The sequence below is a fragment of the Sphingobacterium nematocida genome (assembly GCF_900168125.1).
In the GTDB taxonomy this organism is placed as follows: Bacteria; Bacteroidota; Bacteroidia; order Sphingobacteriales; family Sphingobacteriaceae; genus Sphingobacterium; species Sphingobacterium nematocida.
In genome coordinates this window covers 1-24,903 of sequence record NZ_FUZF01000001.1, presented here as the reverse complement: position 1 = coordinate 24,903, position 24,903 = coordinate 1, and the positions used below count along the sequence as shown (strand labels likewise).

Below are 24,903 nucleotides of genomic sequence, written 5' to 3'. Positions count from 1 at the left end.
GTTTTTCACAATCAATCATACTTTGATCGTATTCCATCGATCACCGCCTTATAATACTCCGCTTTGTCGTCGATATCGATCTCAATAACTTCTACATCATTAGCTTTCAATAATTGAATCTTATCCATAGCCCCTTCGACATATTTGAGAGGGGTGTAGTAGTATAGTTTATTTTTAATAAAGTTACCTTTCTTATAATACTTGCTTCGTGCTCGATAGGTCAATAACCACCAAAGGTCTATTTCGACAAAATCAAGTGAAAGTCCAAAAATATGTACATCGTGTGTAAAGAATAAATCAATCCAAGATTGGAGATTTAGTTTTCCTTTCATCTTGAGCCGTCTGATGAGGGATTCCTTATGTATTTTCTTAGAGCTATAATTAGGGGCATTCACCACATAGTCTCTCATTTTCTGTAATTGACCGCAATAATGCTCATATCCGAGGTTTATAGATGCTGGCACGTTGCAATCACCATGTATATGCCAATAAGTTTTACTACCCACCTCATATTGTCTAAATACACTATAAACAGTCTCCCTTACCAGACTATTATTTAGTTCCGGCGTGATAGCTTCTAGACTGAATTCGTAATTGGTAGTTAGAATATTAGCAATAGGTAATTCTCGGATCAAGCTATGTATTTCATTCGGAGAGATACGAGAGATTTCCTCGCCAATATAAATCTTAAGCTCCGTTTCGTCCATGTTATTTTTTTTAATAGCATGTAGAAATATCTCTTCATACAACATCGGGAATGGTTTACTACCGTTAGCCAAAAGAGGAAGGTTATACTTCTTTTTAATATTATGGAGTAGATCTCCCCAGCTAACTCCAGGTGATATATTATTGATGTCATTTCCAACAAGTATTGTATATCTATCCATTTTTTAGTCCTAATGGTTTTCTATAAAAGACTCTAACGAATCTAATTTTTAACGTACCAGACAGGTCCTGGTTTTTCACCCATTTCCAACACTAATGTTGCACCAGACATAATTTGTTCGTGTGTAATATAACTTGTTTCAAGAGGTTTACCATCAAGAGTGGCCGATTGAATATAAATATTAGCTTTCCCTACCTGGTTAGCCTTCACCGTAAATTTCTTACCATTGGACAACTTTAATTCCGCTTTTTCAAACAAAGGTGTGCCAATTTCATATTTCCCACTTATAGGATCTACCGGATAAAAACCCAATGAGCTGAATACATACCAAGCCGACATCTGTCCACAATCATCGTTTCCACTCAATCCCGAAGGCGTATTCAAATAAAGCTTATTCATAACCTCTGCAGCATACTGCTGCGTTTTCCAAGGTTGTCCCACCGCATTAAATAAATAGATGGTATGATGGCTCGGCTCGTTACCATGCGCATACTGTCCAATCATTCCTGTACTAAAAATTGGCAGCTTACTGGTGTCCGAAGGATGAAATGTAAACATGCTATCTAACTTTTGCCCAAAGCGTTCTTGCCCACCGACAAGTTTAATCAACCCAGGGATATCATGTTGTACAGACCAAAAATATTGCCATGCATTACTCTCACAAATATGGGCACTATATTCTTCCGCATCAAATGGAGTAATAAATTTACCATGGCTATCTCGAGGCTGCATAAATGAAGTAGCCGGGTTATATACATTCTTATAGTTCTGAGCTCTCGCAAAAAATGTTCCCGCAACTTCTTTCTTTCCCATCTTGTCCGCCATCATTGCGATACAATGATCATCATAGGCATATTCAAGCGTTCTTGACAAAGACCAGTTTTCAGCGTTGTATTCATCCTCAACATCATAGGGTACATAGCCCAATTTTTTATAGAGACCTATACCTCGGTAGTTGTCAGTATTAGCAGTGGCAACACAAGCTTCCAACGCTTTTGCTGCATCAAAATCGCCGATTCCTTTTAGATAGGCGTCTACAATAACAGGAATAGCATGATTCCCAATCATCATATCCGTTTCACTTCCATAAATATTCCATACCGGCAATCGACCGTGCTGTTCATAAAAAGCGATGAAGGACTTAATCATATCATTCACACGATTAGGGTCGGTATAGGTAAACAGTGGGTGAGAAGCTCTATAAGTATCCCAAAGTGAGAACGTACTATAATTGGTCCAACCTTCGGCTTGATGTATTTTCCGATCTGCGCCCATATATGCGCCATCAACATCACTAAATATTGTCGGTGCCAACATAGAATGATATAGGGCTGTATAGAACTTAACCAGTTCCTCCTTGTCTTTGGTCTCGATGGCTATCTTCCCCAATTCATTATTCCAGTTTTGTTCCGCCTCCTTCAAATAATAATCAAAATCATCTTTTGGTACTTCTGCTTTTAAGTTTTTGGAGGCACCTTCCATACTTACACCTGAGAGAGCCGTACTTAAAGTCACTTGTTCTCCAGCTGTTGTATTAAAATCAAATCGTGCTTTAAATGCTGTACCGATTCGTTTTGCAGGCTTTGTAGTTGTGTCAGCACTGGATAAAATTGCTGAACTATCGATATGAACAGCTGTAAAGGGTTTAGAAAACCGAGTTTCAAAGTAAACACGTTGACCTCTTGCCCATCCTTCCGAAAAACGATAACCTCGAATCGTCACAGAATCAACCACTTCGATGTGCGAATCTGTAGTAGCATCCCAGTTCATTGCTTTCTTTAAATTTAAAAATACAGCAGACTCCGCTTTCGGAAAAGTATAACGTTGAATACCACAACTTGCCGTTGCTGTCAGCTCTACATTAATATCATAATCGGTAAGTTTTACCTGATAGTATCCCGCGTGAGCCTTTTCGTCTGCATGCGAAAATTTCGAATGTATACCTAAGGGAGCCTCTGCTTCATGATAGGGTAGGGTCACGGGCATAAAAGATATGTCGTACAAGTCGCCGGCTCCGGTTCCACTTAAATGCGTATGGCTAAAACCAGAAATCGTACTGTCTGGGTAAAAATATCCGGAAATACGGTCCCAGCCGGGCAGTCCATTATCAGGGCTGAGTTGCACCATGCCAAAAGGCGACTGTGCTCCAGGGTACGTGTTCCCTGTAAAATCCGTTCCGATAAAAGGATTCACATACCCGGCATAAGAAATCTCGTCTGAATTTTTTAGTGAAGCGCAACCAATTAAAGACAAAAGGCCCGCACCGACCGCATAATTAATATATTTCATCGTGTAGATCAGTTTTTCAGTTTAGTTTGCCTCATTATCTATTTCCCGTCACGATCAGAATATCCTTACTATTGACCAAAGTCTCGTGGCTGATTTTAAATCCATGGAATGGTTTTCCATCAATAACGATCTTCTTGATATATTCACCGGCGCCCTCTTTTTGACGTCTTATCGTCACTTTCTCACTATGTGGATAAAAGGTCTTATCGAGTTGAATTGTCACCTTGTCAAATACCGGTGTTACTACCGTATAATCAGGTCGCCCCGGACAAAAAGGATAGATTCCCATCATGTTCATCAAAGCCCATGTAGACATCGTACCCGTATCATCATTTCCTGGAATACCTCCAGGGCTATTGGTAAAATGCTTTTCTAAAATTTCCTTAACCAGCTTTTGTGTGCGCCATTCCTCGCCTTTAATTTCAGAAAACACATGTGGATACAGCATATCAGGCTCATTGGTAACATCAAAATACCCTTTGTCAAACGTCGCCTGCAATTTGTCTACAAATTTTTGCTTTCCGCCCATCAGTTTCATCAAACCAGGGATATCGAACGGGATGGCAAAACTGTAATTCCAAGCATTACCTTCATGGAAACCATGATTAGGTTCAAAATTCGCCCCCATCAATGGGTTAAATGGACTTAAGAATTCGCCGTTAGGAAGAATAGGTCTAAAAGTTCCATAATCCGAAGAATAGTAATGTTTATATCCCTGTGCTCTCTTCGCAAAAAGCTGGGCATCTTTTGTTTTTCCTAATGATCCAGCCAACTGTGCTAAATTCCAATCGGCAACATAATATTCAATGGCATGTGATACCGAATTATCGAATGAATCCCGCAACGGAACATAACCATACTTCACATAGTCAGCATTGTCGGGCCTAATTTTATTAGTCGAATCCGTAGTCGTAGCCGATTTCAAAAATGCCTCATAAGCAGTATTGACATCAAAATCCCGAATACCTTTCATCCAAGCATCAACGATCACCGGTATCGCAGGATCACCATCCATGGTATAACTCTCCCTGCTGTACAATTCCCATTTGGGCATCCAACCATTTTCCTTATACATATCAATCATCGAACGTATCATACCCACCTGCTTGTCGGGATAAACTAAGGACATTAAAGGCTGAACATTTCGATACGTATCCCATAGCGAAAACACGGTGTAGCGATTATGATCTGCAACCAGTGTCTTCCGACTTTCCATGGCAGGATACTCTCCATTTACATCCTGCAAAATGTTTGGATGAATCATAGCGTGGTATAACGCGGTATAGAATACCGTTTTTTGGTCCTCAGTACCACCTTCTACCTGTATCTTTGACAATGCATTGTTCCAAAGCGAAGCTGCCTGTTTTTTCGTTTTTTCAAAGCTAAACTCTGTTTGCTCAGCCTCAAGATTTTTACGAGCGTTCTCCACACTCACAAATGAAACGGCAAGTTGCACTTCCAAGCTTTCATTTTCCTGAACATCAAAACTAAAAAATGCACCAAGATCATCGCCAGAAAGTTGATCTGTATACTCCGTAAAAATTTTATACTTGCCAGCATCTTTATTCCAATCGTTTTCCCACTTTTCTCCAGCACGCTGGAATTTCCAATACCCTCTTTTTAGCGGTTTTTTATTGACACGCATCACGAAGAAGATGGGATAAACAGCCTGGTTGTTTGTGTAGCAGAAAGAGCCCAACAACTTAGAACCTTCTATTTCTGTGTCATTCACATAACGAACAGTGGCTCCCGTTTCATTAGTTAAGCCTTCTCCCAGATTAAGCAGGATATTTGCCTGTCCTTTCGGAAAAGTGAATTTTGAAATACCTACCCGCGTTGTTGCCGAAACTTCGGCCTTGATGCCATATTTCTTTAATACATTACTGTAAAACCCCGGATGGGCGACCTCTTGCGTATACGTACTCCCATATTGACGATAATCAACCTCTAATTTTCCTGAAGTTGGCATCAACAATAAACTTCCCATGTCTGGACATCCTACACCACTTAAATTGACATGCGAAAAACCTGTAAAATAGCTGTTGCCATGTTCGTAGGGAGTAGACCACCATCTTGCATCCTTATCGACTGCGTTCAGTGATGATCCCATTACATTAAACGGAGAAACATTCATCAAGCCGTGGGGAACCTGAGCCCCCGGATTAGTTGTTCCATAATTGCTGGTACCGATAAACGGATTGACATAGTCAGCAGGAAGCTTTTGGGCAGAAACGTTCTCCCAAAGAAATAATCCTAAAAGTAAAAAACGAATAAATTTGATCATAAAATTTTGATAAACGACATTTTTTAAGGCCGGATATTTTAGTGAGTAATAACAATACTACAGATAATCACTAAAAAATACAAATTTTAAGAATAGTTATATCTATGTTTTTAGTATTGGTAATAGGTTTTAGCATAGGTTACAGATAGCGCTATCTCATGAGGTGATAGATATCGTACTTGAGCCCTAATAAAAACTATTTGCTTGTAAAAGCATCCATTAATTGCATTGATTTAATGGCTTCCTCGGCGGTGCATGGATTTTCCGCATGACCAAGGAAATATTGAACCACTTTTTCTATCATTGGCTGCTGTACATGTTGGAGTCGCTCAAAACGATATTTTACTTCTGTGCCTTTTGATTCAAGTGTAATCTCATTTCCAAACACAGAAAAACTGATCTTTCCATCAGTGCCGTAGATCTGACAAAGATCGAGTTCATTCGCTTCTGTTACATTGAAACTCCAATTACCATTAAAAACAATATCATTTTCAAATAGAATTTGCCCGGTGACCATGTCATCTATTGTTGTCCGCTTATTTTGATTGACAGAAATACCTGAAAACTTTTTGGCGTCACCAAAATAAAATACCATTAGATCTAACTGGTGCGGCGCTAAATCATGAAAAAGACCGCCTCCCGAAATAGAAGGATTTATCCTCCAGTTCTCAGCCGCATTTGCAATCAGCTTAGCTTTTTTTGCCTGCAACATATCTAACCGTATAAAGAGCGGATCGCCGATTACTTTCTCTTTTAATAATTCCGAAACCTTCAAAAATAGGGGTTGTGCCCTTCGGTAGTGAGCAACAGTTAGTTTACCTTTATACTTTTCTACTGCATGGGTCATCCGTTTAGCTGACTCGGTATTTAAAGTCATCGGCTTTTCTACATATACAAATTTGCCTGCTGCAAGCGCCCTTATCGTATAATCCTCATGATTTAAAGGAGGTGTTGCGATATAGATACTATTAATTTCAGGATCTTCTATTAATAGATTCGCATCATCATACCATTTTGGAACGTTATGTCGTTGAGCATAGTCTTTTGCTTTTTCAGCGTCCCTTCGCATGACAGCTATAAGCCTCGAGTTTGGAACTTTATTAAAAGCAGGCCCGCTTTTGACTTCTGTTACATCCCCACAGCCTATAATTCCCCATCTAATTTCTTCCATTTTAAACTTAATTTGAGGTAGCAATTTAAGAAATATTCGGGGAGATAAGCACATTAAATACCTTCCTTAATTGGGTTTCAACATTGGGTTATGTTTACACAGGGATGGTTTCGCCGCTACAAAGATTCGGGATACTTGGATAGCTCCACTAAGATGTAAGTGCCGTCCGCCCTTAAACTAGCAAACATCTCTTCAATCTTCTCTATGGCTATTTTTGACTGTTGAGCTTCCGAAGACTGACAGCTTAATAACGATAAGATAATCGACAGTATTACTAAACCTTTCATATTCCAAATTATATAGTTTTAAATATATCCAATATTTCATTGTATCACAATAGGAGCGAAGAGCTATTCCCCTTTCCCTAACTTGTATCCGATTTGGTCACGTTTAGATGGGGGAGGTCTCTCCAGCTTATCTTCCAGACGGTCAATGTAAGTAAACCTACAGGCATCATTTCACGCTAGTAGGAATGAGGTCTGTAGCTCTCCTCTGCCATATGATTTCATATCGAATACAGAGGAAATATAAGTTCGATATTTTTGTCATGTCCATCTTGCTTTTTAGCTAATTTCTCTACAGCTAGTTTTACTTCTGTAAGCTCTATATGTATCTGTGTTGTATCATTTAAGAACTGCCTCATCTTAGTGAATATCCGCATGATCTGGATATTGATCATAATAGCTCCCCAGCTTGATATTCCATTTTGGAATATCAAGCTGCTAAACTCTTCAGGATCTTATTGGGGATAATGAAAAAAATGTGTAGGCACTCCTTGCAAAGGAGTGCCAACTAGGGGGGGCATTTTAAAAATTCGCGATCATTACCTGCCGTTATTTTTCCTTCTTACCCTTTTCATTAGACTGTAATTACACGCTCTGTTTTCTGCATACTCAATTTTATGTTCAGATAGAAGCTGTACAATTATTTCGTTTGTTTCATCTTCGTTAAGTCCTAATTTTTCTCCGAGATCAATTTCATTGAGTTGACCGTCATTCTCTATTAATGCTTTGTAATATTTGTCTTTATTTTCCATAATTATTTCTTTTTTCGCACAGCTATCATCATGTGTGGGCTAAAGGGTAAAAGGTAGCTGTCGTTTTCCGTAACTTGAATAAGTTCCATTAATGTTCCTCGCTTTTTGTTATTCAGCATACTGACAAAGTACTCTTTATCCAACCATGCCATACCCTCGACCGCATAAGTATTTAGATAGATCAAGCCTTGATTTATAAATTCATCTTTTAGCTGTTGTGGCTTATGATAAAATGCTTCTGCCAAAAGCCAAGGAAAATCATCCGGCGGATTGTGCATACCCCTCATCAATTCTTCTTTGCACATTTCAAAAAATGGCTTTTTGTGAATTAAGCCATTTAAAAGACCAACCAATGTTGATGCCGTATAATTTATGGCAAAACCCAAAATAATCCCATCATTCTTTAAAACACGTTTAGCCTCACAAATAGCTAAATCTCTATCCTCCTTTTTTTGAAGATGATAAAGAGGGCCATGCAGTATTATTAGGTCTGCATAATTATCTGGAAATTCCAATTTTCGAGCTTCTCCCAGGTGTACAGAAAATCTGTTCTTTAATCTATTCGCTCTGTTTTGGGCTATTTGTATATGTTTTGCAACTGGCTCTACCAAATGAACCTGATGTCCTTTTTTAGCAAGCCATTCCGAATACTTTCCCGTACCACCACCAATGTCTATTATTTTTGAAGATGAAGTTGGTATATATTTTTCTATGAGTGATTTAATTCTTTCAAATTCAAATACACCCATTCCTTTGTCAAGTCGAGTTTCTTCGGATGCTCTATTGTAAAATAGCTCTACATCTCTACTTATTAACTGTTTACTATTCATTTTTATTCATCGTGACACCACATTTTGAAATGTTGAATACACTGCAAACGTGATAATGCAATCGATTTGATAATCGTTTGTTTTGTTTAAGATTAAGAAATAAGTCGATAGTATTATCTGTGCATTAAAGACCCAAAGATTTCAATGCATCAATCACTCTGTTTTTAGAGTTGTCTTTCGAGTAAGACCAGATAATATGTTAGATATAGTATAACAGACTACAAAGATAGAAAATTTGGATTGATTTCTAACCGTGATTTGGCACTAATTACCAATACTGCTTTAGAGAAGATTACAGGCATCAATCAGCGTCAGCTACAACATTCTCATCCGGACTGAAAAAGCCCCGTCAGCCGCAGCTTAAGAAGATAGAAGAGGGGCTTCACTCGCACACGAAGCCAGCTCGCAAGAACCCTTGGGAAATATAATAGTCACCGCTATACCTTTTCCTATTTTGTTCTCAAAATATATAATACCGCCAATCCGCATGAATAAATCTTTACAAAGAGAAATTCCAAGACCGGTACCCTTACTGTTGGCCATTCTACTACGTTCCCAACTTTTTCCATAGTTAAGGTTTTGAATAGTATGCTCTGCTAACGCTTCACTTTCATTCAATATCACAACACAGCATTCTCCATTTTCTTTTTTGATGTGATCCACCGAAATAACGCCGTCAGGCCGACCATATTTGATAGCGTTACTGATCACATTTCTAACCACAAACGTAAAAATAGGTTTGTTTATATTTAAATATAAGTTTTGATCAATATTATTATGAACTGTTTTTCCTTGCTTTTCAATATCATAACTAAACTGATCCAGTAGATGATCTATCTCAGCGCTCAAGTTTAAAACAGCTTTGTTTTCAATACTATCGCGAAGCTGAGATTCTGTCCAAAGTAATACTTCATCGAGCATAACTCTGGATTTCCCCACCTCTTGTCTTAGGCTTTCAAAAAATGTCTCCAACTCCCATCTGCCCATCAAACATAAGCCTTCGAGCCTCAACAATGATTCCATTGAAGCAAAAGGTGCTCTTAGGTCGTGAGAAGCTATAGATAACACTTTAGTCTTGAAATTCTCCGCGGCTTTAAGTTCCTCAACATAATTTCGGATATCTAATGACTGTTTGACGAGTTCAGAATTTACTTCTTCCAGCTTTATTTTTTCAGTTTTCAATACGCGATTCTTTTTTACCAATTGATAGGCTAAAATGAATATTATTGTCTTACTTACGACAATTCCAGCGAGCAGAATATTGATTATAGTTTCGGATTCCAAGGTAGTTAATAAAATAGTTTGAACCCCAAATTTAGATAAAAACTGTGACTAGAAAAACAATTAATATCATAAAAGCGAATGACTACACATTCAATAAGCTATCGACTTCGAACAATCAGTCTGCATACATCCGTCGTATAAAAAAATACACAAGGCGGGAGCAGATGACTACTGATCAGCCCAAACGCTTAGGCGACCTCATCGCACACAGCTATCAGATTCTTGAACAAAACTATCTACACACATACCTCTATAAGAACAAACTGTTCAATGACTACATATTGATGCACTATGCGCTGGATGATACCGCGTTGCTCAATGAATTTCGGGTAAGCGATTCCATTGTCGATGTCGTACTGGTCAATGGTACCAACAAAGTGTTCGAGATCAAGACTGAGCTTGATAGCCCAGAGCGGCTTAAGCCCCAGCTTGACGACTATTACAAAGCATTTACTGAGGTCTACGTATTCACACATACCACATTGGCCGATAATACCTTAGTATATTGCCCCCCTTATGTTGGGCTACTATTACTTATTCCGACTAACATTATTATTGGTTAACCAATCGAATAAAATAAAAAAACAGGTTGACTTTAATTAATCAACCTGTCTCAGAAACAGTAAATAAATGAATAGTTGTTTTTCAGGGAAGGAGAACGTTATCAATAACATGGATTACTCCATTTGATTGATTTACATCAGCTATGGTAACTTTTGCATTGTTTCCATTCTTGTCAGTAACATATAGATCTTTGTCTTTTGTCCAAAATGTAAGAACAGATCCTTGAACAGTTGCGATTGTTGCTTTTCCGTTTCCTTTTTTAACAGCATCCCACAATTGTTGAGTGCTATATTTACCAGCCAGCACATGATAAGTTAATACGGTTGTCAATTGAGTTTTGTTTTCTGGTTTTACAAGTGTCTCAACTGTTCCCTTCGGAAGTTTATCAAATGCTGAATTTGTTGGAGCAAAAACAGTATAAGGTCCTTCTGAGGCTAATGTTTCTACTAAACCAGCCGCTTTAACTGCAGCAACTAAAGTTGTGTGGTCTTTTGAATTAACTGCATTTTCTACGATGTTTTTTGAAGGATACATTGGTGCACCACCTACTGTTACAGTTTTTTCTTTTGAGCTATTCTGTGCAAAGCTTTCCGTTGTAAAAAGAATTCCTGCAGTTAACAGCCCCATTGCGATAATTTTTGTTACTTTTTTCATGTTTTCGTATTTTTTGATTTATAACTTCATTTACGAGATACGTTTTCAATCGGATTTTTAAATCGAAAAAAAACACTTTTTCATTTTTCGGGTTCAAATTCCAGACTGATGGAATTCATACAAAATCGCTTACCTGTTGGCGCAGGTCCATCGTCAAATACATGTCCTAAGTGTGAATTACATCTCCCACACAAAACTTCCGTACGAATCATATTAAAAGAATGATCTTGTTTGTAGATAACACTTTTGGGTGTTACAGATTCGTAAAATGAAGGCCATCCACACATGGATGAAAATTTAGAATCTGAATAAAAGAGTTTATTTCCACAAACAGCACAATAATAAACACCTTTAGCATCATATTCATAATATTTTCCAGTAAAGGCTCTTTCTGTCGCCCCTTTTCTAGCCACTTCATAAAGATCTGCCTCTAAAACTTTTTTCCAATCCTGGTCCTTCACATTAACTAGTGAAGTGGTATCGATTCTAGAATAATAGGGATTAGGTTTTTTTTCTGTCTGCGCTTTACAGATGCCGAGTGAAAAGAAAACAAGCAAGGATAAAACAAAATATTTTTTCATAATCTTATTATTTTATAAATAAGTACGAAAGAAGTTTACATTTAGATTTTTATATATAGTAATTCTTTTGCTGTCATGTTTCATCTTTTCCAATTTTACAACCTATCAAAATTCTTTCAGGCAAGACATCTATGTCGCCCTCTAATCTTCAGAATGTCGTTCTGTAATCTAACTACTAGCACCAATAATTTTTATCTTATTATCGATCATATGCATTTTTTGAAAAGCCATTCCTGTAAAACCCTCTGCTTCCATAGCTTCTTTAAGTCTTTCCGAAACATAATAACCTGAATAAGGAACATTTATCAACCTAAAAAAATCATCGCTGATTCTAGTATTGTCAATTGTCAAAAGATCATGTTTCAAAAATAAATCAGGATTACCCACACTTAGCAGTTCTTTCTTCGACAAGTTAAACGAAGCATCCTTAATAATAATTTTGAAACAAAGTAGTAATTATACCAATTACGATCTCAATCTCTATCGTGATAATGTAGCAGAGTTTTTAGATCTATTCAAATACAGCTTCCATGTCGATATATAACCGCAAAGTCCGATATACATCAAGGCATATCGGACTTCGAAACTCATATCTCCTAATATGGTAGTATGAGCAATATGATATTAAACGTCTAGCGTTTTAAAAATTCTTTCGGAATAGGATGCTTTTTCAGGAACTCTATAGCCTCCTCATTTTTCTTTTTAAAGAATGTAGAGTTATTATAAATTCTTTGACGCTCTAATGCAGCTGCATCATCTATAGATTTATTCTTTTTGTTATCATCTGTGTTCATAGTTATAAAGCTATTGATTCAAAGTTAGTTATTATTTTTTGAATATAAAAAACGCATCATAATTCTTGCCCTTTTGGAAGGATTCCCAGTTTTCCTTATAATAAGCATTGACCTCCAATAACGCTTGTATTTCTGTCCAAAACTCGGCAATTCCCATTTGGTACAATCTGGTACGTGAAGGGGTGCTTCCTCGTGCCATTACGATAGCCTGGGGGTTTTGTTCGAGAAAGTCCAATACAGGCCTAGCTACAGTTGAAAGTACCTTTTTTAGTATCATGGTTATTACTTATTGTCATATCACTTATCTCTTTTGACACCTCATCGTAATCACCGAATCCTAAATTGTAAATGTTCTCTTTAATACTGATCTGCTGAAATTGTATAACTTTACGTATATTCCCTTTGGGACCTGTACTAAAAAAATCATAATAGTGAATTTCGGGATTCTTTTCAAACTCATAATATTCTTCAGTCATAATATGTCGGTGTTTACCTACTATTTCTATAATCTATCTATTTGGTCATACTAAGATACTAATTTAAAATAGTAATACTAAATATGTTAGTTTTTTTTATTCATGTGCTCACACAGAATTAATAATTCCAAAGACATTGGTCGTAATGATAGGTTGGTAGATGGGTTGGTAGAAAGTCAACAGCAAATAATACGATTGATACAGGCGAATCCAAAGATAAAGTGCGTTGTCTTAAAACTGATGATTCTGGCAATGGGTCAAGAGCGAGTCCAGTTTGTCTTTTAGAATTGCAATCAATGGAGTAGACTTTTTGGTATAAATTACTTTACCCAATTTTTCGTACGTTTTCGTGATATGTCTATATATACGGGTTTTATCAGCCTTATTTTTGAGAAAAGCCTGTATCTCTTCTATATCTTTATAGATAACCATTAATGGACCATGATTACCTATACGTGCTTTCAGAAGATTCACAGCTTGCTGTTCTTGTTCGCGTATGCGCTCACGTTCCTTTAGGCGTTCTTCTCTACGTTGTTCTTGTTTTTTATGTAGGTATTCAGCTCTGCTAAGGCGGTTGTTTTTCTCCTCCTTCTTCACATCCAGACCATATTCTCTTTCATAGGCCGCAATCCTTACTTCTGCTTTGTCAGGTAGGTCATACACTGCTTTTCTACTCGTCACATGCCATCCGTCACACGATGTACAATGGTACGCCCGGATCGGGGCAATTCCGGTTTGCCGTTTTATGGCATATCTATTATATTTTATAAATCCCGATGCCTTCGCTTCGGTCTCAAATAGAGCCTTAGATCGTCTTGCATCACGACAGAATATCATGCATTTAGAGGGCTTCATATTTAGCAGATTAAATTATAAAAGGTTTGCACATCGGAGATGCATATTAGACTAATATACGAATAATCTCCTTATCCTCAGGTGTATACTCTACAACAACCTCTCCGCGATCTCCGTCTCGCCAACCACCACACCGCCCTTTAGGTACATCTTCCGCTCGCCGCTGCCATGATCCGTGATGATATCAAAGTGACCGTTACAGTTCCTCATGCGGAATAGCAATGCCCTGCTACCAGCCATAAACCCCTCGCGACGCGTCACGTCAAATACAAACTTAGAACAGCTATGCCTAAATATACACTTACGTCTCTTATTTCGAGGGATGATAAACCAATAAACCTTAATCGTGGCTAATAGGAGAGACCTCATGGCCTCGAAAACACCACCATCTGCCTAGCCGTCGTATATCCAGGTCTATTATTAAAACAACCATTCTCAGCATGCACATAAGTCGTCACACTTTCTAGTCTTACATAGCTCCAACCTTCAGATGCACCTTGGTTGATCAATGTTTCCAACTGTTTTGCTACCTGATCCGAGGTGCCTGTCCTTGGGTCTATCGATGCCACAAAGGGCACTACTTAAAGCTATATAATAAATGACATAAAATTATTGTACGTTGAATCGAATTGCAACATTTACTCAAGAATATATGTAATATAAAACAATGGCAATCCCCCATGAAGAAAAGGGACTGCCAAATGTAGTTTACTGTATAGGCCCTTCTGGATCAGGTCCTCCACTTCCGCCACCACTTTTGTAAATAGTAATGTTTTTGTATACGTAGTCAGAGTTTCCACAAGCGTTTAATACTCTAACTTTTAACTGAACCGTTTTATTAGTCGATGTATTATTTGCCGGAACTGAAAGAGAAGCTCTATTACCGTTGAACTGAACTATTACATCACTCCAACCAGAACTTACCCATTCTATTTGATTGACTGCATCTGTAGAGATTTCATAATCATAAATCGAGTAACCAGAATTAGGTGGAGTTATGGCAGAGTTCCCACTAATTATATCACCTACAATCGTTGCAGCTCCAATAAGAATTCGCTTCTCGACTATTTTATTGGCATTCGTGGCTTTCAGAATCACATTCCCGTTTCCGATTTTCGTCACCTTCCATTGTCCATTCCCCAGATCAGTCAATGTAGCTATTCCTGTTGCATTTTCTAAGGTAACATTCGAAGCATAATATATATTAAAAACTTCTTCGTTGCAAAGCTGACCTGCTCCTAGGATTATTGGCTTTATTTTATATTCTCTAAATTTTTCCTGTTGATAATTTTTAAATGTCTCGAACGTACCTAAAGAGTTCATTTTTCCCTCAACACCTACGGAGATCCTGTAGTTTAAGGGAAAATTGCCTGGAGTAAAGTAAGTATTAAATAATTGCTGAGGTATAGTAACTTGAACCGTTCTATTCCGACTGTAATTGCCGGAAGATCCTTGGGCGGTAAAATCACCGGGAGTAAATATCACATCTGGCGATATTTTCCAAAAAACCCCTTGGTCTGTTGGATGTGTCAATATAACATATACTTTAGCTTCATGAAAACTATCGCTACCGCTACTACGTTTCAAACCTATTGACATATCAAAAACAATATCCGTTGTTCTATTCAAATCAAAATGGTATCGCCATTCATTGTCTGGATCCTGGGCCCACCCATGAATCGATTGGTCCCAAGCTCCTGAAGCCATGGTTGCGACAGATATCATATCATCAAAAGTCTGTCCGTTAGAGATTGTCGTAAACAAGCACACGAATAGAGAAATTATTATTTTCTTCATGTCTACTGGCCTTTAAGTATTAAATAATCTTCTGGTTTAAACTCTAGATAGAAATCTTTGATTTTAAATTTTTGAGTGCTCTCATCAAAATAGATTTGTTCTGTAGAGAAGCCAGTACCGATTGACATTTGGTTAAAAACTGAATCCTGGTTGTACTTTACTCCGTAAATCTGAATTTTAGCAACTGCAATTTCCACTGATTTTTCATTCGATTGGCTTTGGTTTTCCTTTTCGCAAGAACTTAGGCCTAGCCCAAGTAGCATGCATAAATAAAATATGGTTCTCATAATTGTTTGTAATCAATACCTAGAAAATATCTCGACAATTAAGCCGAAGGCTATTTAAGTAGTTCTTGACCAATAAGTAATAAAGATAGTTTAATGATCCTTTACGCTTTACGGGTTTCCGTAAAGCATAACACAGTCCCTAATTTAAAGACTCTGTCTTGCAGAGGCTCAAAGATTAATTTTGATTAACGGCAAACGTAGTTTAGCGATAAACCACTGTATAATAAAAACCTACAAAAAAATATACAGAAAAACTATTTTGAAATACAGTAGTAAATTTACTGCCTTGTAACATACCCCTTCTCATTACATTTATGAGAAGGACGGAAAAACTCGTTCATTTCCTTACCATGGTAGCAAAGAGATGGGAGAGGGCTTTCGCAAGAAAATCATGAAGGATCTGGGGCTTTAATTAGCTCCCGATCCCCGTGATAAAAGAAAGGAAACTGATATGAAAACATTAAAGATCATTATCGAACGCAGCGAAGACATGTTCAGTGCCTATGCAGAGAATGCCGAGGGCATCTATGGAGGCGGTGATACCGTCGAGGAGGCCAAGCAATCTATCTTAGATGCAATAGCGATCATTACCGAGGAGTTCAGTGGCGACAATATACCATCTATTCTCAAAGGTAAATATGAAATCGTATACCACTTTGATGCAGAAAGCTTTCTCAACTACTACAAAGGTATCTTCACCAATGCCGCCTTAGAGAAGATTACAGGCATCAATCAGCGTCAACTGCAACATTACTCATCAGGATTGAAAAAGCCCCGTCAGCCTCAGCTTAAGAAGATAGAAGAGGGCCTTCACCGTCTGGAAGCAGAACTGCAGGCTGTAGAGTTGGTGTAAGGCTATTTCTCTTTTCCTACTTTAAATCCTACCTGCCTATGTTCGGGTATAGTCGGCTTTTGCACTTTTTCTTCTAGGCGGTCTATATAACTAAAGATAAGTTCGATATTCTTGTCATGCCCATCTTGCTTCTTGGACAATTTTTCTACCGCTAGTTTTACTTCTGCAAGCTCCAGATGTATCTGTGTTGTATCATTCAGAAACTGACGCATCTTAGTAAAGATTCGCATGATTTGGATATTTATCTGAATAGCTTGTTTACTTTTCAGAACAGATGATAGCATCGCTACTCCTTGTTCAGTGAATACCATAGGGAAATATCTATTGCCACCACGCCCATTCTTTGAGGTCACAATTTGTGACCTCAAAGAATTAAATTCAGAGTCATCCAATTCAAACATAAAATCGGGAGGGAATCTTTCGATATTTCGTCGTACAGCTTGCTTAAAAACTTTAGTTTCCACTCCATAGAGTTCCGCAAGGTCACTATCGAGCACCGTGTCCGACTACCGGCGGATCACCTTCTGCCCACGAAAGACGTATATTCTACTCATCAGTACCTCATCGGGTAGGCTTTTTTGCACTGTATTGTCAACATGCTGTTCCATAATCTAGCTATTTGGTCATACCAAGATAAGAATTAAAAACCAATAAAGCTAAAAATATTAGCATAATAAGAGTGCGACTCTCGTCGCTGTAAAGATAGCTATGCCGTACATGCTTATTTGGGTAGTTTGACTATCCTTTAGGACGGATAAAAATTCTATACATCGCTACGCTTTCTGTTCAAAACATAATACGTAGACATCGAGACGACAAAAGTTAAGAACCAGGCAAGCAACTCTGCCTTTTTTGGTGAATCCATATCATAGCCAGTCATCACGAAATAGGCGATAGGTGTAATCAACGTCAGAACAAAACCAGTTGCTATAAGTCGTAGTTTATTATTATGCTTCATTAGTACTTTTCCCAATTGAACAATAGGGTAGTATAGCCCTAAACTAACCACGATAGGGATTACGTTATAGAATAAAGAAACCTGTATCATCTCTAGGAGATTTATACTTGTCGCTTTCGGAAATGATGCCACCGTCTCAGGGAGAAATGTCTCGAGGGTCAGATTATACTTCATTATCGTCAAATAGAAAATCAAGAACGAAAGATCTTTGATAACGATATGTATAGGGAACCAGTTCATACTTTATATCTTAGCTCCATTGACTCATTACAGCAATTGGATACCCGGGTCAAAGCTTCTATGAAGATGGAGGGCTATGTTCAATGAGTTTTGCTGCGGAATATATTGCTATTTTTAATTACAGAGGGGGCAACATGTGCCGGAATACCATGCGAAAATGGCATCTGCTTCATTGATCTTCTTTATAAAGTCAAACAGAACCGCTGCTTCCTATTTTGAAATAGTCAAGTTTAAGGATTTATCAACATTTACATTTAACTCAATTTCTTTGCAATGAATTCTTATTTGTTGACCGTTTTCAAAAAAATAAAGAATGTCGTCTCCATCGTTTGGTTTTGTTTGTGGAACAATGCAGTCATTTATTTCTCTTGAAGTCGAAGGGAAAAATGTAATATCTCCTAAACAACTGTCATCATCATATGTACTTTTTTCGTCTTGCTCAGTTACCCTTAAAAACGTTACACCCATATGTGTCAAAATCAAACTTAAAAATTCATTTTTGTCAACCCAGTCACCGCATGATTTCTTCCAATATAGTTTGATTTCTCTGTCAGCGATATTATAGTCAAAACCAACGAAGTCAAAATTGTTATGCAGGTCGATAACGCGTCCTGCAATTTCTATGGCGTGATTGTCTTTTATGTCAAAGTTTATTTTCATTGTTGTGGCGTCCTAAAGCGGCGTATAACGATTTGGCAATACCATGTTAGCTGTGGTTATTATTTGTTATCTATTAGTTCGTCAATTTTGTCAGCAACTTTTTCAGTTTTTCCAGTTTCGTGATACCAAGTGAAAATTTCATCACTTAGTTTTTCTTTATTTTCTTTTGTCGGTAATAATACTAAATGGTCGCCACTTCCATTTGAAGCAATTGCAATTCCGTTTGAAGGAAAATTAGCCCAATTTTTTGCTTGTTTAGTTTCTAAACCGATATGATTACAAGTTCTGCTAATTCTTTTTTTATCTGATTTGTCAAAAAATGGATATAAATTCCAATCGTCGTCCTCTGTCATCAATTCTCCGCCATTTTCTTTCATCATTTTAGACTTGAAATTGTCGGGAAAAAGAATTCCAAGTTCCTTTTCAGTTTCTGTGATATATTTTTCATCTATTGGGAATGGCATTTTTCTGTTTTTTTAAATTAGTCAATAAAGTTCCAAGGAATTTCTTTTTTGAAGGTTTGAATACTTTCTTCAATCAAGTCTAATGAAATATCTTGTTGGAATAAAGTTATAGTTCTTGTTCGTTTTGTATCATCGCGAAATATTTCAATAATTAGTTTGTCGTCACGGTAAATTTCAACGCCAATACCATCTCGATCGCCACTAACATCACTCGCAACAATTACTCTGTCTTTCGATAGCTCCATTTGTTAATTTGTTTGGTTTGGGGTCGTCATTTATAATTACCGCTAACGGGCCTATTGGTATCATTTTTTTAACGATTGCGCTTTCGTTAATTCAGCCTAAACCGTTCAAATGATTGCCAATATTTGTCTTTGTATATATCATATTCTATCCTCAACTTATCCGAATATTTTTTTATCAAAGTGTGTAAAATTCGTGAGGGTTTCCTAAAGTCTTTGCAAGCAAAGTATATTTGTCTTGAATTGTCTGCTGTTTCTCTTGCTACGTTGAGATAGCCGTCAAAGTCTTTTAGTTCGAGCATTATTTGTTCTTCAAATTCGTCAAGAAGTTCATAAGTACTAGCGTCTGGCAAACCATTATTCTCGTTACCGTTATAGTTTATTTGAACCTCCAAAATCCAAGGATGAGACGCTTTGCCGTCCCACTCAAGCAATGTCGAATTGACAATAGCCAATAAAGGTCTACCGTTATTAAGTACTGCTTCCAAACTTGAGTATCCATCATTTTCCGTATTGCAGCGAAGCCCGCTATACTTTTCAATAAATTCTTTTTGTCGCCAGGCCAAAAAATCTTTGAGTTTATCAATCGGAACTAGTTCTTTCTCCGCTTCTTGTCTGCTAATTATTTTTAGATTATCTATATTGTTTAGAAAGTCAAGTTCTCCCAAATAATTGTCCAAGAAAACATAAGTACCGTTTCCTATTTCTTGCGTATTGTCTTCTGTCAGTTCATTGTGTATTACGCAAAGGTCAATTTCGTCCGGATAAACAGGATTGTCATTGGAATAGAAGAATAAATTATTGCTATCAAATTTATACCCTCCCATACTGATTGCTACATTTTTAATGTCCATTGCAGGTTTGAGTGCCGTAAATTTCCAACCATCGATTTTAGGGGCATGTTCTACAAGTTCTTCTATGAAAACTATATTTTTCGCATTACCGTCTGCAGTTAAAACTAATTCAACAGTATTGTCGTCATACATCCCTGCCAGATAAAAATAACCGTCTTTTAGTTCAGAAAGCTTTGGCGACAGTTTGTCAAAAAATCTTTCTTCAATCTCTTCGTGAGATTTTATCGCCTTAAAAAATGTATTTTCGTTGGCTTGAAACCAATTCCAAAAGTCGACGTAATTTTTAATTGGCTCTTCTTTCTTGCTAAAAATATTTTTAAAAAAACTCATACCATCTTTGTTTTATATAATTTTTACCCATTTGCCATTCACTTCCATTTTCTGCAGCAGAAAGTCCATAAAGCTTGAAATTTTTCTTTCTTCATCTTTACACTTGGCTAATGATTTACCTAAAGCTATATAATAAAACAATAAAAATCAATGTAATTTGAATTTTATTTACAAGCTGACTTACAATTCGGTCAATTATAATAGCAATATAAAACAGCTGCTTACGGCTTCCCGTAAGGGTATTTCCATGTAAGTTGAGACCTTTGTGCAACAAATTATTGAACGATTGTTGGATTACTCAATTACTTTTGACTATTTTAGAAGAAGCCAAACTACGTTAAAAAATAGTCACCTTTATAAAGGTCTTATGAGAGAAATCAAAGTATTATATTCACATAAACACAGTACGATCGAAGCATCCAAATTCAAGTGCGGTACATACAGGCATAAAGCCAAAGTTGTGGCTACTTTCTACGATTTGGAAACAGCTGAAATATTCATAGCGCGGGTTTTGAGCAAATGAGATTTTAGTAATTTGAACAAACTGCCGACCAATGACGAACTAAACATTGAATGGATGCGATTTGAATACAATACCCAGATTTAAAACTATAAACCCTAAAAGATACAATTCTTAATTTCGATTAAATACAAATGGTAAAATCAGCTACATTTGACTTTGATGGATTAAAAGATGATCCGAAGATGCTGTTTGAACTAGATGGTACTCAAAGAAAAACAGTTACTATTAAAAATCTTCACTACAGCGATAGTTTACGAATATACAATTTGACCTGTAATGAATTAATTTTAGAAAACTGTAGTTTTACTCTTTCTTTAAGATTAGATCAGTGTAAAATTATATCCTTATCTATTGAAAGATCGAGTTTTAAGGACTCTCTTTCATTTGGATATGAGTCACAAATCAATCAGATTTACCTAAACACAGTTGACATCTCCAAATCATTAGATTCATATTGCATCTTCACTCGTTTTAAATGTTACGAATTACGAACCAAGAAGTTAAACCTCTTAAACAGGAAAGGGCTTCTAGGAGAAAAGTCAGGAGAAATATACATATATCTGCAAGACAGTGATGTTTTTATGACGAGCATTTCTATCTTAGACAGAAGTATTGAAGTTGAGTTAAAAAATGATAAAATAAAGTCTTTCAACGTCAAAGAGACAAAACAACTATTATTCATCATTAAAGAGGATAACGAACTTCGTCAAATCAGTTTCAATGATATAGAAGATGTGACTCTAAAAGGACTTTATGAGTCACCGATTGAGAGTTTAGCGTTTACAAATTGTGGAATCAGTCAATTGACTGATTATGGAGAGCGTGGTGATGATGACTACTTAGAAGAGAATCAGATAGCGGAGATACATCTGAAGGACTGCACAACTCTCAAAAAGTGTTCCATCGAAATTCCTCATCCACTCCAACTCTATGTTGAAGAGTGCAAATTTGACGCTCCACTAGTGATAAAATCTGTGTATAAAGATGTACATTCTACCCCATCAGACCTTAGAATAGGAGACAAGAACTCCGGCGATATCTTGATCGAACATATCAATGTAAATTTGAACTTTACTGGGACAAATTTTTCTAATATTACCGTCAAAGGTTCCGGAATCAATGCATTGACATTTGGCACCTTCTCCAATCATGGTAAGATCAATTTTATCAATTCCAGGAGTTCGGAAGAAGAGTTCCTAAAGGCCAATAAGTACACAAATCACCTAACGGCCTACGATTCCATTTTGGATAATATCAACTTTCACTTTTTCGATCTTAATTCATTTAGTCAAATACAGTTTATCAATACTAATATATTAGGGATGCAGCTGTTTCATTACCCAGAACGGTTAGCCAACTATTCGGATAACCTTAACATGCTACCCTGCATAGATAATGAACGGGATTTTAATATCAATGCTAAGTTCACTTACAACCAATTAAGATTGTTGGCCGAACGAAATGGAGATACAGATAAATCTGTAGAATACCGTTCACGAGAACAAAACTACCTCCGTAGGACTAAAGATAATGTGGGGGACGAACTCCTTCTTTTCTTAAATGAGCTATCCAACTGGCATGGCAGGAACTGGCTGTTAGGAGTATTCTTTACGCTATTTTCAGGCTTAATCTCTTTTGCAGGATATCAAGGCTCTTTAGGGATTTTCATCTTCTGCGATTCGAATTGGATTGCAGACTATATACGCTACATTGCTACTTATCCCAAGTTACAGGTGGGGAATTATGAAGAACAAGGAACAGCTTTAACGGACCTAGCCAGAATATTTGGCATTATCTTCATGGGGTATGGTGTGTTCCAGACGATAGCAGCATTTAGGAAATACGGGAAGAAGTAATTAGTAAAAGTTGATCATATGACAAAACAAAATCTTATCCTATCTCAGTTTAATTTAGATCAAGGTGCCGTGTATTTCTTTAAGAATCATGTGTTCGATAATGGCCGGGATATATCAGTGCAGAATCAAAATCTATATGTGATTAACGCATCTGTTTTAAATGTGATTAAGAAAATTCAATTCAATCAAATGCTTAAAAATAAACTTTTAGGAAGAAAGAAAACCGGATTTTGGAGTAAAATAAGCCTTCTAGTTACTTGTAGTAGGGAAAGCTTAGGACATTCTCTACCTACGAGTCATTCTCGATTAAAAGGCATTTATGAAGGCTATGTAAATAGTGGTTACTGTTCTTTGATAAGTACAAAATATGGTAATTCTAATAGTAGAAAGGTAGGAGCGGAAATAGAACAGTTAGTTTTGGATATAAGTAAACAGATTGGAAGTACGAAAACAAGAGATTTATTAAAAGCTTTCGATCAGTTTCGGCAGGGAACGCTCGATGTATTGAAGAACTCTGGCGAAGAAGTCTATCGAAGAGAAGACATACCTAACCTTGATATTTCAAAGGAGGCACTGTTGAATAATCTGGTTCATATTATTTCTCACGATGAAGTAAAGGAAGCTAGAGTCGGGGAAGAACAAAAGTTGTCGAATGAGGTTTATTCTTCTTTGATTCTTTTAAACCCTGATTTACGGATTAAATTACTAAAACAATTCTTAGCACTGATTGATTTGGTCAAATAGTAATCTTGTTATTAGTTTTTTGCCTAAGCTACTTCTGAATCTAACCTTCAATCATAGAATATCCACAGATACCACCTACCAACATTTTTTTCTATCTGCCCAAACCTTATAAGCCAAAGTACCAAGTGCAATTATAGCAACGGCGATTTTGCGCCAATGCTTTTTCAAAAAGCTTTCTTTCTTAAAGGTTGGACTTGGTGGAGCCTCAAGAATTGGAAGCCGATTGTCGGGTGTATCCCAGTAGATGATCTCCTTAATCAGGTTGTTACCAAGAATATCGTTTTTGATTTCTTCAAATGGCTTTTCTTTATAATTCCTTAAATCTATCTCTATGCAGCGATGCATTCCTTTCTGATAAAATTCTTTCTTTTCGTCATCAGCGGGGTTGGTGACCCTAATTTCAAAGTATAGTGGTTTATCATCATATGTAGTTGTCACATCAGGTTTCTTTGTATCCAAATACTCTTCCGCAAGAGGGGCAGAGTACGAAATCCAACCCAAAGTTGGGATCTTTATGCGATTATTTTCTACTATGATACGCTTTCCAAATAGATGCAAAGCTGTTTCTAGCCCACCACTACAATCTCTACCTGGAGCATGCTTAAAATGTTTTCTGTTTCTATACCCAAAACAAACAGATAATTGGGTATTACAACCTACGCAGACATAGTCTTTGGAACGTCTAGCAGATTTATCTAATTCATCTATATGAAAAACTTTATAGCTTGGTTTATGTAAACCGTACGGTATAGTTACTTTCATGGATGCTGTTAATTAGAACGAAGCTCTATCAATTTTGCCCCAACTTCTTTTAGTCCGACGCGAATATCATAGAAACGACGATGGGTTTCAACTCCCACACTGTAATTTATTCCTTGACTAGGACCCTCTTGTAAAATTGGATTATCAAAGATGTTCGCAACAGGAACGATGTCTGATTTTATTAGTGTTCTGAACGTTTCTTTTGCAAAATTCTCTACATTTAAAATATCTAGCACAGTCTCTAGAAGATGTGTTTCAAACATAAAATAACCAAAAGGCATCACATGAATACAATGTGTAGATATCATGTTCAATGGATTAGAAAGATCATTCTTATCCATTTCTTTAACTTTATCTCCTATTGACAGGATCTCGGAACTCTTAGTATTATGACTTCGCATTCCGTCTCGAATGAATTTTGAAAACACTTCATGAGATGTTCCTTCATTTTTGAGAAAATCTATTTTTGTTTCTAAACCTTCTAGATAATTATTTCGAGCAAGCTCATACATTCCATCTAGAACTAGCTTTGCGTTTGGATATAATGGTGATGTTGACCCCTCCGCTGGACATACTGACCCCTCTGTCGAGGATTTCTACAGTCCAACTGATGACCTGACAATATTACT

At 36.9% G+C, this 24,903-nt stretch carries 32 protein-coding genes; 5 read left to right on the top strand and 27 right to left on the bottom strand.

Annotated features, from left to right (window positions below):
- Positions 1–11: 11 nt before the first annotated feature.
- The 8 genes from B5X76_RS00150 to B5X76_RS00115 form a co-directional block, all read right to left on the bottom strand.
- The gene (locus B5X76_RS00150; RefSeq protein WP_079640402.1) at positions 12–887 is read right to left on the bottom strand and encodes an SIR2 family protein; all 876 of its coding nucleotides are present in this window, start codon (positions 885–887) and stop codon (positions 12–14) included.
- A gap of 41 nt (positions 888–928) precedes the next feature.
- On the bottom strand, positions 929–3,175 hold the full coding sequence (locus B5X76_RS00145) for a GH92 family glycosyl hydrolase (protein ID WP_079640401.1): 2,247 nt from the start codon (positions 3,173–3,175) through the stop codon (positions 929–931).
- Positions 3,176–3,209: 34 nt separating this feature from the next.
- Positions 3,210–5,459 (bottom strand): GH92 family glycosyl hydrolase, encoded by a 2,250-nt coding sequence (locus B5X76_RS00140; RefSeq protein WP_079640400.1) that lies wholly within the window; start codon positions 5,457–5,459, stop codon positions 3,210–3,212.
- A gap of 196 nt (positions 5,460–5,655) precedes the next feature.
- Positions 5,656–6,630 carry a Gfo/Idh/MocA family protein gene (locus tag B5X76_RS00135; RefSeq protein ID WP_079640399.1) on the bottom strand — a complete coding sequence of 325 codons (975 nt, stop codon included), beginning with the start codon at positions 6,628–6,630 and terminating at the stop codon, positions 5,656–5,658.
- Between the two features lie 116 nt (positions 6,631–6,746).
- Positions 6,747–6,917 (bottom strand): hypothetical protein, encoded by a 171-nt coding sequence (locus B5X76_RS21885; protein ID WP_176140939.1) that lies wholly within the window; start codon positions 6,915–6,917, stop codon positions 6,747–6,749.
- Between the two features lie 536 nt (positions 6,918–7,453).
- Positions 7,454–7,666 carry a hypothetical protein gene (locus B5X76_RS00125; RefSeq protein WP_079640397.1) on the bottom strand — a complete coding sequence of 71 codons (213 nt, stop codon included), beginning with the start codon at positions 7,664–7,666 and terminating at the stop codon, positions 7,454–7,456.
- A gap of 2 nt (positions 7,667–7,668) precedes the next feature.
- On the bottom strand, positions 7,669–8,415 hold the full coding sequence (locus tag B5X76_RS00120) for a class I SAM-dependent methyltransferase (RefSeq protein WP_245800874.1): 747 nt from the start codon (positions 8,413–8,415) through the stop codon (positions 7,669–7,671).
- Between the two features lie 441 nt (positions 8,416–8,856).
- Complete coding sequence (locus B5X76_RS00115) at positions 8,857–9,678, bottom strand: sensor histidine kinase (protein ID WP_139375155.1); 822 nt, start codon at positions 9,676–9,678, stop codon at positions 8,857–8,859.
- Positions 9,679–9,824: 146 nt separating this feature from the next.
- On the opposite strand from B5X76_RS00115, the gene B5X76_RS00110 reads away from it, so the two are divergent.
- Complete coding sequence (locus B5X76_RS00110; RefSeq protein WP_079640394.1) at positions 9,825–10,343, top strand: sce7726 family protein; 519 nt, start codon at positions 9,825–9,827, stop codon at positions 10,341–10,343.
- A gap of 82 nt (positions 10,344–10,425) precedes the next feature.
- Here B5X76_RS00110 and B5X76_RS00105 read toward each other — a convergent pair whose 3' ends face one another.
- From B5X76_RS00105 to B5X76_RS00065, 11 genes are all read right to left on the bottom strand, one after another.
- Entirely contained in the window at positions 10,426–10,998 is a 573-nt protein-coding gene (locus tag B5X76_RS00105; protein ID WP_079640393.1) for a fasciclin domain-containing protein, read from the bottom strand.
- 80 nt (positions 10,999–11,078) lie between these two features.
- Complete coding sequence (gene msrB / locus B5X76_RS00100; protein WP_079640392.1) at positions 11,079–11,579, bottom strand: peptide-methionine (R)-S-oxide reductase MsrB; 501 nt, start codon at positions 11,577–11,579, stop codon at positions 11,079–11,081.
- A gap of 168 nt (positions 11,580–11,747) precedes the next feature.
- On the bottom strand, positions 11,748–11,966 hold the full coding sequence (locus B5X76_RS00095) for a hypothetical protein (RefSeq protein ID WP_139375154.1): 219 nt from the start codon (positions 11,964–11,966) through the stop codon (positions 11,748–11,750).
- A gap of 245 nt (positions 11,967–12,211) precedes the next feature.
- Positions 12,212–12,373, bottom strand: a complete 162-nt coding sequence (locus B5X76_RS21880; RefSeq protein ID WP_176140938.1) for a hypothetical protein — start codon at positions 12,371–12,373, stop codon at positions 12,212–12,214.
- A 31-nt stretch (positions 12,374–12,404) separates the two neighbouring features.
- A complete protein-coding gene (locus B5X76_RS21570; RefSeq protein ID WP_139375153.1) occupies positions 12,405–12,650 on the bottom strand; it encodes a DUF6934 family protein in 246 nt (81 codons plus the stop codon).
- Positions 12,616–12,849 (bottom strand): DUF6934 family protein, encoded by a 234-nt coding sequence (locus B5X76_RS00090; protein WP_079640390.1) that lies wholly within the window; start codon positions 12,847–12,849, stop codon positions 12,616–12,618. Before B5X76_RS00090 ends, B5X76_RS21570 begins: the two co-directional genes overlap by 35 nt.
- Before the next feature lie 231 nt (positions 12,850–13,080).
- Positions 13,081–13,704: a hypothetical protein gene (locus tag B5X76_RS00085; RefSeq protein WP_139375152.1), complete on the bottom strand. Its 624-nt coding sequence runs from the start codon at positions 13,702–13,704 to the stop codon at positions 13,081–13,083.
- Positions 13,705–13,794: 90 nt separating this feature from the next.
- A complete protein-coding gene (yidD, locus tag B5X76_RS00080; protein WP_079640388.1) occupies positions 13,795–14,073 on the bottom strand; it encodes a membrane protein insertion efficiency factor YidD in 279 nt (92 codons plus the stop codon).
- On the bottom strand, positions 14,070–14,273 hold the full coding sequence (locus B5X76_RS00075) for a hypothetical protein (protein WP_217699606.1): 204 nt from the start codon (positions 14,271–14,273) through the stop codon (positions 14,070–14,072). Before B5X76_RS00075 ends, yidD begins: the two co-directional genes overlap by 4 nt.
- Before the next feature lie 139 nt (positions 14,274–14,412).
- The gene (locus B5X76_RS00070; RefSeq protein WP_079640386.1) at positions 14,413–15,501 is read right to left on the bottom strand and encodes a hypothetical protein; all 1,089 of its coding nucleotides are present in this window, start codon (positions 15,499–15,501) and stop codon (positions 14,413–14,415) included.
- A gap of 2 nt (positions 15,502–15,503) precedes the next feature.
- A complete protein-coding gene (locus tag B5X76_RS00065; RefSeq protein ID WP_139375151.1) occupies positions 15,504–15,788 on the bottom strand; it encodes a hypothetical protein in 285 nt (94 codons plus the stop codon).
- Between the two features lie 310 nt (positions 15,789–16,098).
- Here B5X76_RS00065 and B5X76_RS22405 point away from each other — a divergent pair, with 310 nt between their 5' ends.
- Positions 16,099–16,200 carry a type II toxin-antitoxin system HicA family toxin gene (locus tag B5X76_RS22405; protein WP_139375177.1) on the top strand — a complete coding sequence of 34 codons (102 nt, stop codon included), beginning with the start codon at positions 16,099–16,101 and terminating at the stop codon, positions 16,198–16,200.
- Positions 16,201–16,239: 39 nt separating this feature from the next.
- The gene (locus B5X76_RS00055; RefSeq protein WP_079640384.1) at positions 16,240–16,641 is read left to right on the top strand and encodes a type II toxin-antitoxin system HicB family antitoxin; all 402 of its coding nucleotides are present in this window, start codon (positions 16,240–16,242) and stop codon (positions 16,639–16,641) included.
- Between the two features lie 2 nt (positions 16,642–16,643).
- Here the strand turns inward: B5X76_RS00055 and B5X76_RS00050 are convergent, their stop codons facing one another.
- From B5X76_RS00050 to B5X76_RS00025, 6 genes are all read right to left on the bottom strand, one after another.
- Positions 16,644–17,138: an ORF6N domain-containing protein gene (locus B5X76_RS00050; protein ID WP_262507894.1), complete on the bottom strand. Its 495-nt coding sequence runs from the start codon at positions 17,136–17,138 to the stop codon at positions 16,644–16,646.
- A 266-nt stretch (positions 17,139–17,404) separates the two neighbouring features.
- Positions 17,405–17,839, bottom strand: coding sequence for a hypothetical protein (locus B5X76_RS00045; RefSeq protein ID WP_079640383.1), 435 nt, complete (start codon positions 17,837–17,839; stop codon positions 17,405–17,407).
- Between the two features lie 210 nt (positions 17,840–18,049).
- Positions 18,050–18,499, bottom strand: a complete 450-nt coding sequence (locus tag B5X76_RS00040) for a hypothetical protein (RefSeq protein ID WP_079640382.1) — start codon at positions 18,497–18,499, stop codon at positions 18,050–18,052.
- 59 nt (positions 18,500–18,558) lie between these two features.
- Entirely contained in the window at positions 18,559–18,963 is a 405-nt protein-coding gene (locus tag B5X76_RS00035; protein ID WP_079640381.1) for an SMI1/KNR4 family protein, read from the bottom strand.
- 17 nt (positions 18,964–18,980) lie between these two features.
- Complete coding sequence (locus tag B5X76_RS00030; RefSeq protein WP_079640380.1) at positions 18,981–19,208, bottom strand: hypothetical protein; 228 nt, start codon at positions 19,206–19,208, stop codon at positions 18,981–18,983.
- 86 nt (positions 19,209–19,294) lie between these two features.
- Positions 19,295–20,389, bottom strand: coding sequence for a DUF695 domain-containing protein (locus B5X76_RS00025; RefSeq protein WP_079640379.1), 1,095 nt, complete (start codon positions 20,387–20,389; stop codon positions 19,295–19,297).
- 1,104 nt (positions 20,390–21,493) lie between these two features.
- On the opposite strand from B5X76_RS00025, the gene B5X76_RS00020 reads away from it, so the two are divergent.
- Positions 21,494–22,768 carry a hypothetical protein gene (locus B5X76_RS00020; protein WP_139375150.1) on the top strand — a complete coding sequence of 425 codons (1,275 nt, stop codon included), beginning with the start codon at positions 21,494–21,496 and terminating at the stop codon, positions 22,766–22,768.
- 18 nt (positions 22,769–22,786) lie between these two features.
- Entirely contained in the window at positions 22,787–23,512 is a 726-nt protein-coding gene (locus B5X76_RS00015) for a hypothetical protein (RefSeq protein ID WP_079640377.1), read from the top strand.
- A 75-nt stretch (positions 23,513–23,587) separates the two neighbouring features.
- On the opposite strand, the gene B5X76_RS00010 is transcribed toward B5X76_RS00015, so the two are convergent.
- On the bottom strand, positions 23,588–24,274 hold the full coding sequence (locus B5X76_RS00010; protein ID WP_079640376.1) for a hypothetical protein: 687 nt from the start codon (positions 24,272–24,274) through the stop codon (positions 23,588–23,590).
- Between the two features lie 8 nt (positions 24,275–24,282).
- Positions 24,283–24,786, bottom strand: a complete 504-nt coding sequence (locus B5X76_RS00005; RefSeq protein WP_079640375.1) for a hypothetical protein — start codon at positions 24,784–24,786, stop codon at positions 24,283–24,285.
- Positions 24,787–24,903 lie beyond the last annotated feature (117 nt).

Excerpts from the sequence above, each read along its gene's own strand:
- B5X76_RS00150 (WP_079640402.1), bottom strand. The coding sequence starts at position 887 with ATGGATAGATATACAATACTTGTTGGAAATGACATCAATAATATATCA.
- B5X76_RS00145 (WP_079640401.1), bottom strand. The coding sequence starts at position 3,175 with ATGAAATATATTAATTATGCGGTCGGTGCGGGCCTTTTGTCTTTAATT.
- B5X76_RS00140 (WP_079640400.1), bottom strand. The coding sequence starts at position 5,459 with ATGATCAAATTTATTCGTTTTTTACTTTTAGGATTATTTCTTTGGGAG.
- B5X76_RS00135 (WP_079640399.1), bottom strand. The coding sequence starts at position 6,630 with ATGGAAGAAATTAGATGGGGAATTATAGGCTGTGGGGATGTAACAGAA.
- B5X76_RS21885 (WP_176140939.1), bottom strand. The coding sequence starts at position 6,917 with ATGAAAGGTTTAGTAATACTGTCGATTATCTTATCGTTATTAAGCTGT.
- B5X76_RS00125 (WP_079640397.1), bottom strand. The coding sequence starts at position 7,666 with ATGGAAAATAAAGACAAATATTACAAAGCATTAATAGAGAATGACGGT.
- B5X76_RS00120 (WP_245800874.1), bottom strand. The coding sequence starts at position 8,415 with ATGGGTGTATTTGAATTTGAAAGAATTAAATCACTCATAGAAAAATAT.
- B5X76_RS00105 (WP_079640393.1), bottom strand. The coding sequence starts at position 10,998 with ATGAAAAAAGTAACAAAAATTATCGCAATGGGGCTGTTAACTGCAGGA.
- msrB (WP_079640392.1), bottom strand. The coding sequence starts at position 11,579 with ATGAAAAAATATTTTGTTTTATCCTTGCTTGTTTTCTTTTCACTCGGC.
- B5X76_RS21880 (WP_176140938.1), bottom strand. The coding sequence starts at position 12,373 with ATGAACACAGATGATAACAAAAAGAATAAATCTATAGATGATGCAGCT.
- B5X76_RS21570 (WP_139375153.1), bottom strand. The coding sequence starts at position 12,650 with ATGATACTAAAAAAGGTACTTTCAACTGTAGCTAGGCCTGTATTGGAC.
- B5X76_RS00090 (WP_079640390.1), bottom strand. The coding sequence starts at position 12,849 with ATGACTGAAGAATATTATGAGTTTGAAAAGAATCCCGAAATTCACTAT.
- B5X76_RS00085 (WP_139375152.1), bottom strand. The coding sequence starts at position 13,704 with ATGAAGCCCTCTAAATGCATGATATTCTGTCGTGATGCAAGACGATCT.
- yidD (WP_079640388.1), bottom strand. The coding sequence starts at position 14,073 with ATGAGGTCTCTCCTATTAGCCACGATTAAGGTTTATTGGTTTATCATC.
- B5X76_RS00070 (WP_079640386.1), bottom strand. The coding sequence starts at position 15,501 with ATGAAGAAAATAATAATTTCTCTATTCGTGTGCTTGTTTACGACAATC.
- B5X76_RS00065 (WP_139375151.1), bottom strand. The coding sequence starts at position 15,788 with ATGAGAACCATATTTTATTTATGCATGCTACTTGGGCTAGGCCTAAGT.
- B5X76_RS00055 (WP_079640384.1), top strand. The coding sequence starts at position 16,240 with ATGAAAACATTAAAGATCATTATCGAACGCAGCGAAGACATGTTCAGT.
- B5X76_RS00045 (WP_079640383.1), bottom strand. The coding sequence starts at position 17,839 with ATGAACTGGTTCCCTATACATATCGTTATCAAAGATCTTTCGTTCTTG.
- B5X76_RS00040 (WP_079640382.1), bottom strand. The coding sequence starts at position 18,499 with ATGAAAATAAACTTTGACATAAAAGACAATCACGCCATAGAAATTGCA.
- B5X76_RS00035 (WP_079640381.1), bottom strand. The coding sequence starts at position 18,963 with ATGCCATTCCCAATAGATGAAAAATATATCACAGAAACTGAAAAGGAA.
- B5X76_RS00030 (WP_079640380.1), bottom strand. The coding sequence starts at position 19,208 with ATGGAGCTATCGAAAGACAGAGTAATTGTTGCGAGTGATGTTAGTGGC.
- B5X76_RS00025 (WP_079640379.1), bottom strand. The coding sequence starts at position 20,389 with ATGAGTTTTTTTAAAAATATTTTTAGCAAGAAAGAAGAGCCAATTAAA.
- B5X76_RS00020 (WP_139375150.1), top strand. The coding sequence starts at position 21,494 with ATGACGAGCATTTCTATCTTAGACAGAAGTATTGAAGTTGAGTTAAAA.
- B5X76_RS00015 (WP_079640377.1), top strand. The coding sequence starts at position 22,787 with ATGACAAAACAAAATCTTATCCTATCTCAGTTTAATTTAGATCAAGGT.
- B5X76_RS00010 (WP_079640376.1), bottom strand. The coding sequence starts at position 24,274 with ATGAAAGTAACTATACCGTACGGTTTACATAAACCAAGCTATAAAGTT.
- B5X76_RS00005 (WP_079640375.1), bottom strand. The coding sequence starts at position 24,786 with ATGTATGAGCTTGCTCGAAATAATTATCTAGAAGGTTTAGAAACAAAA.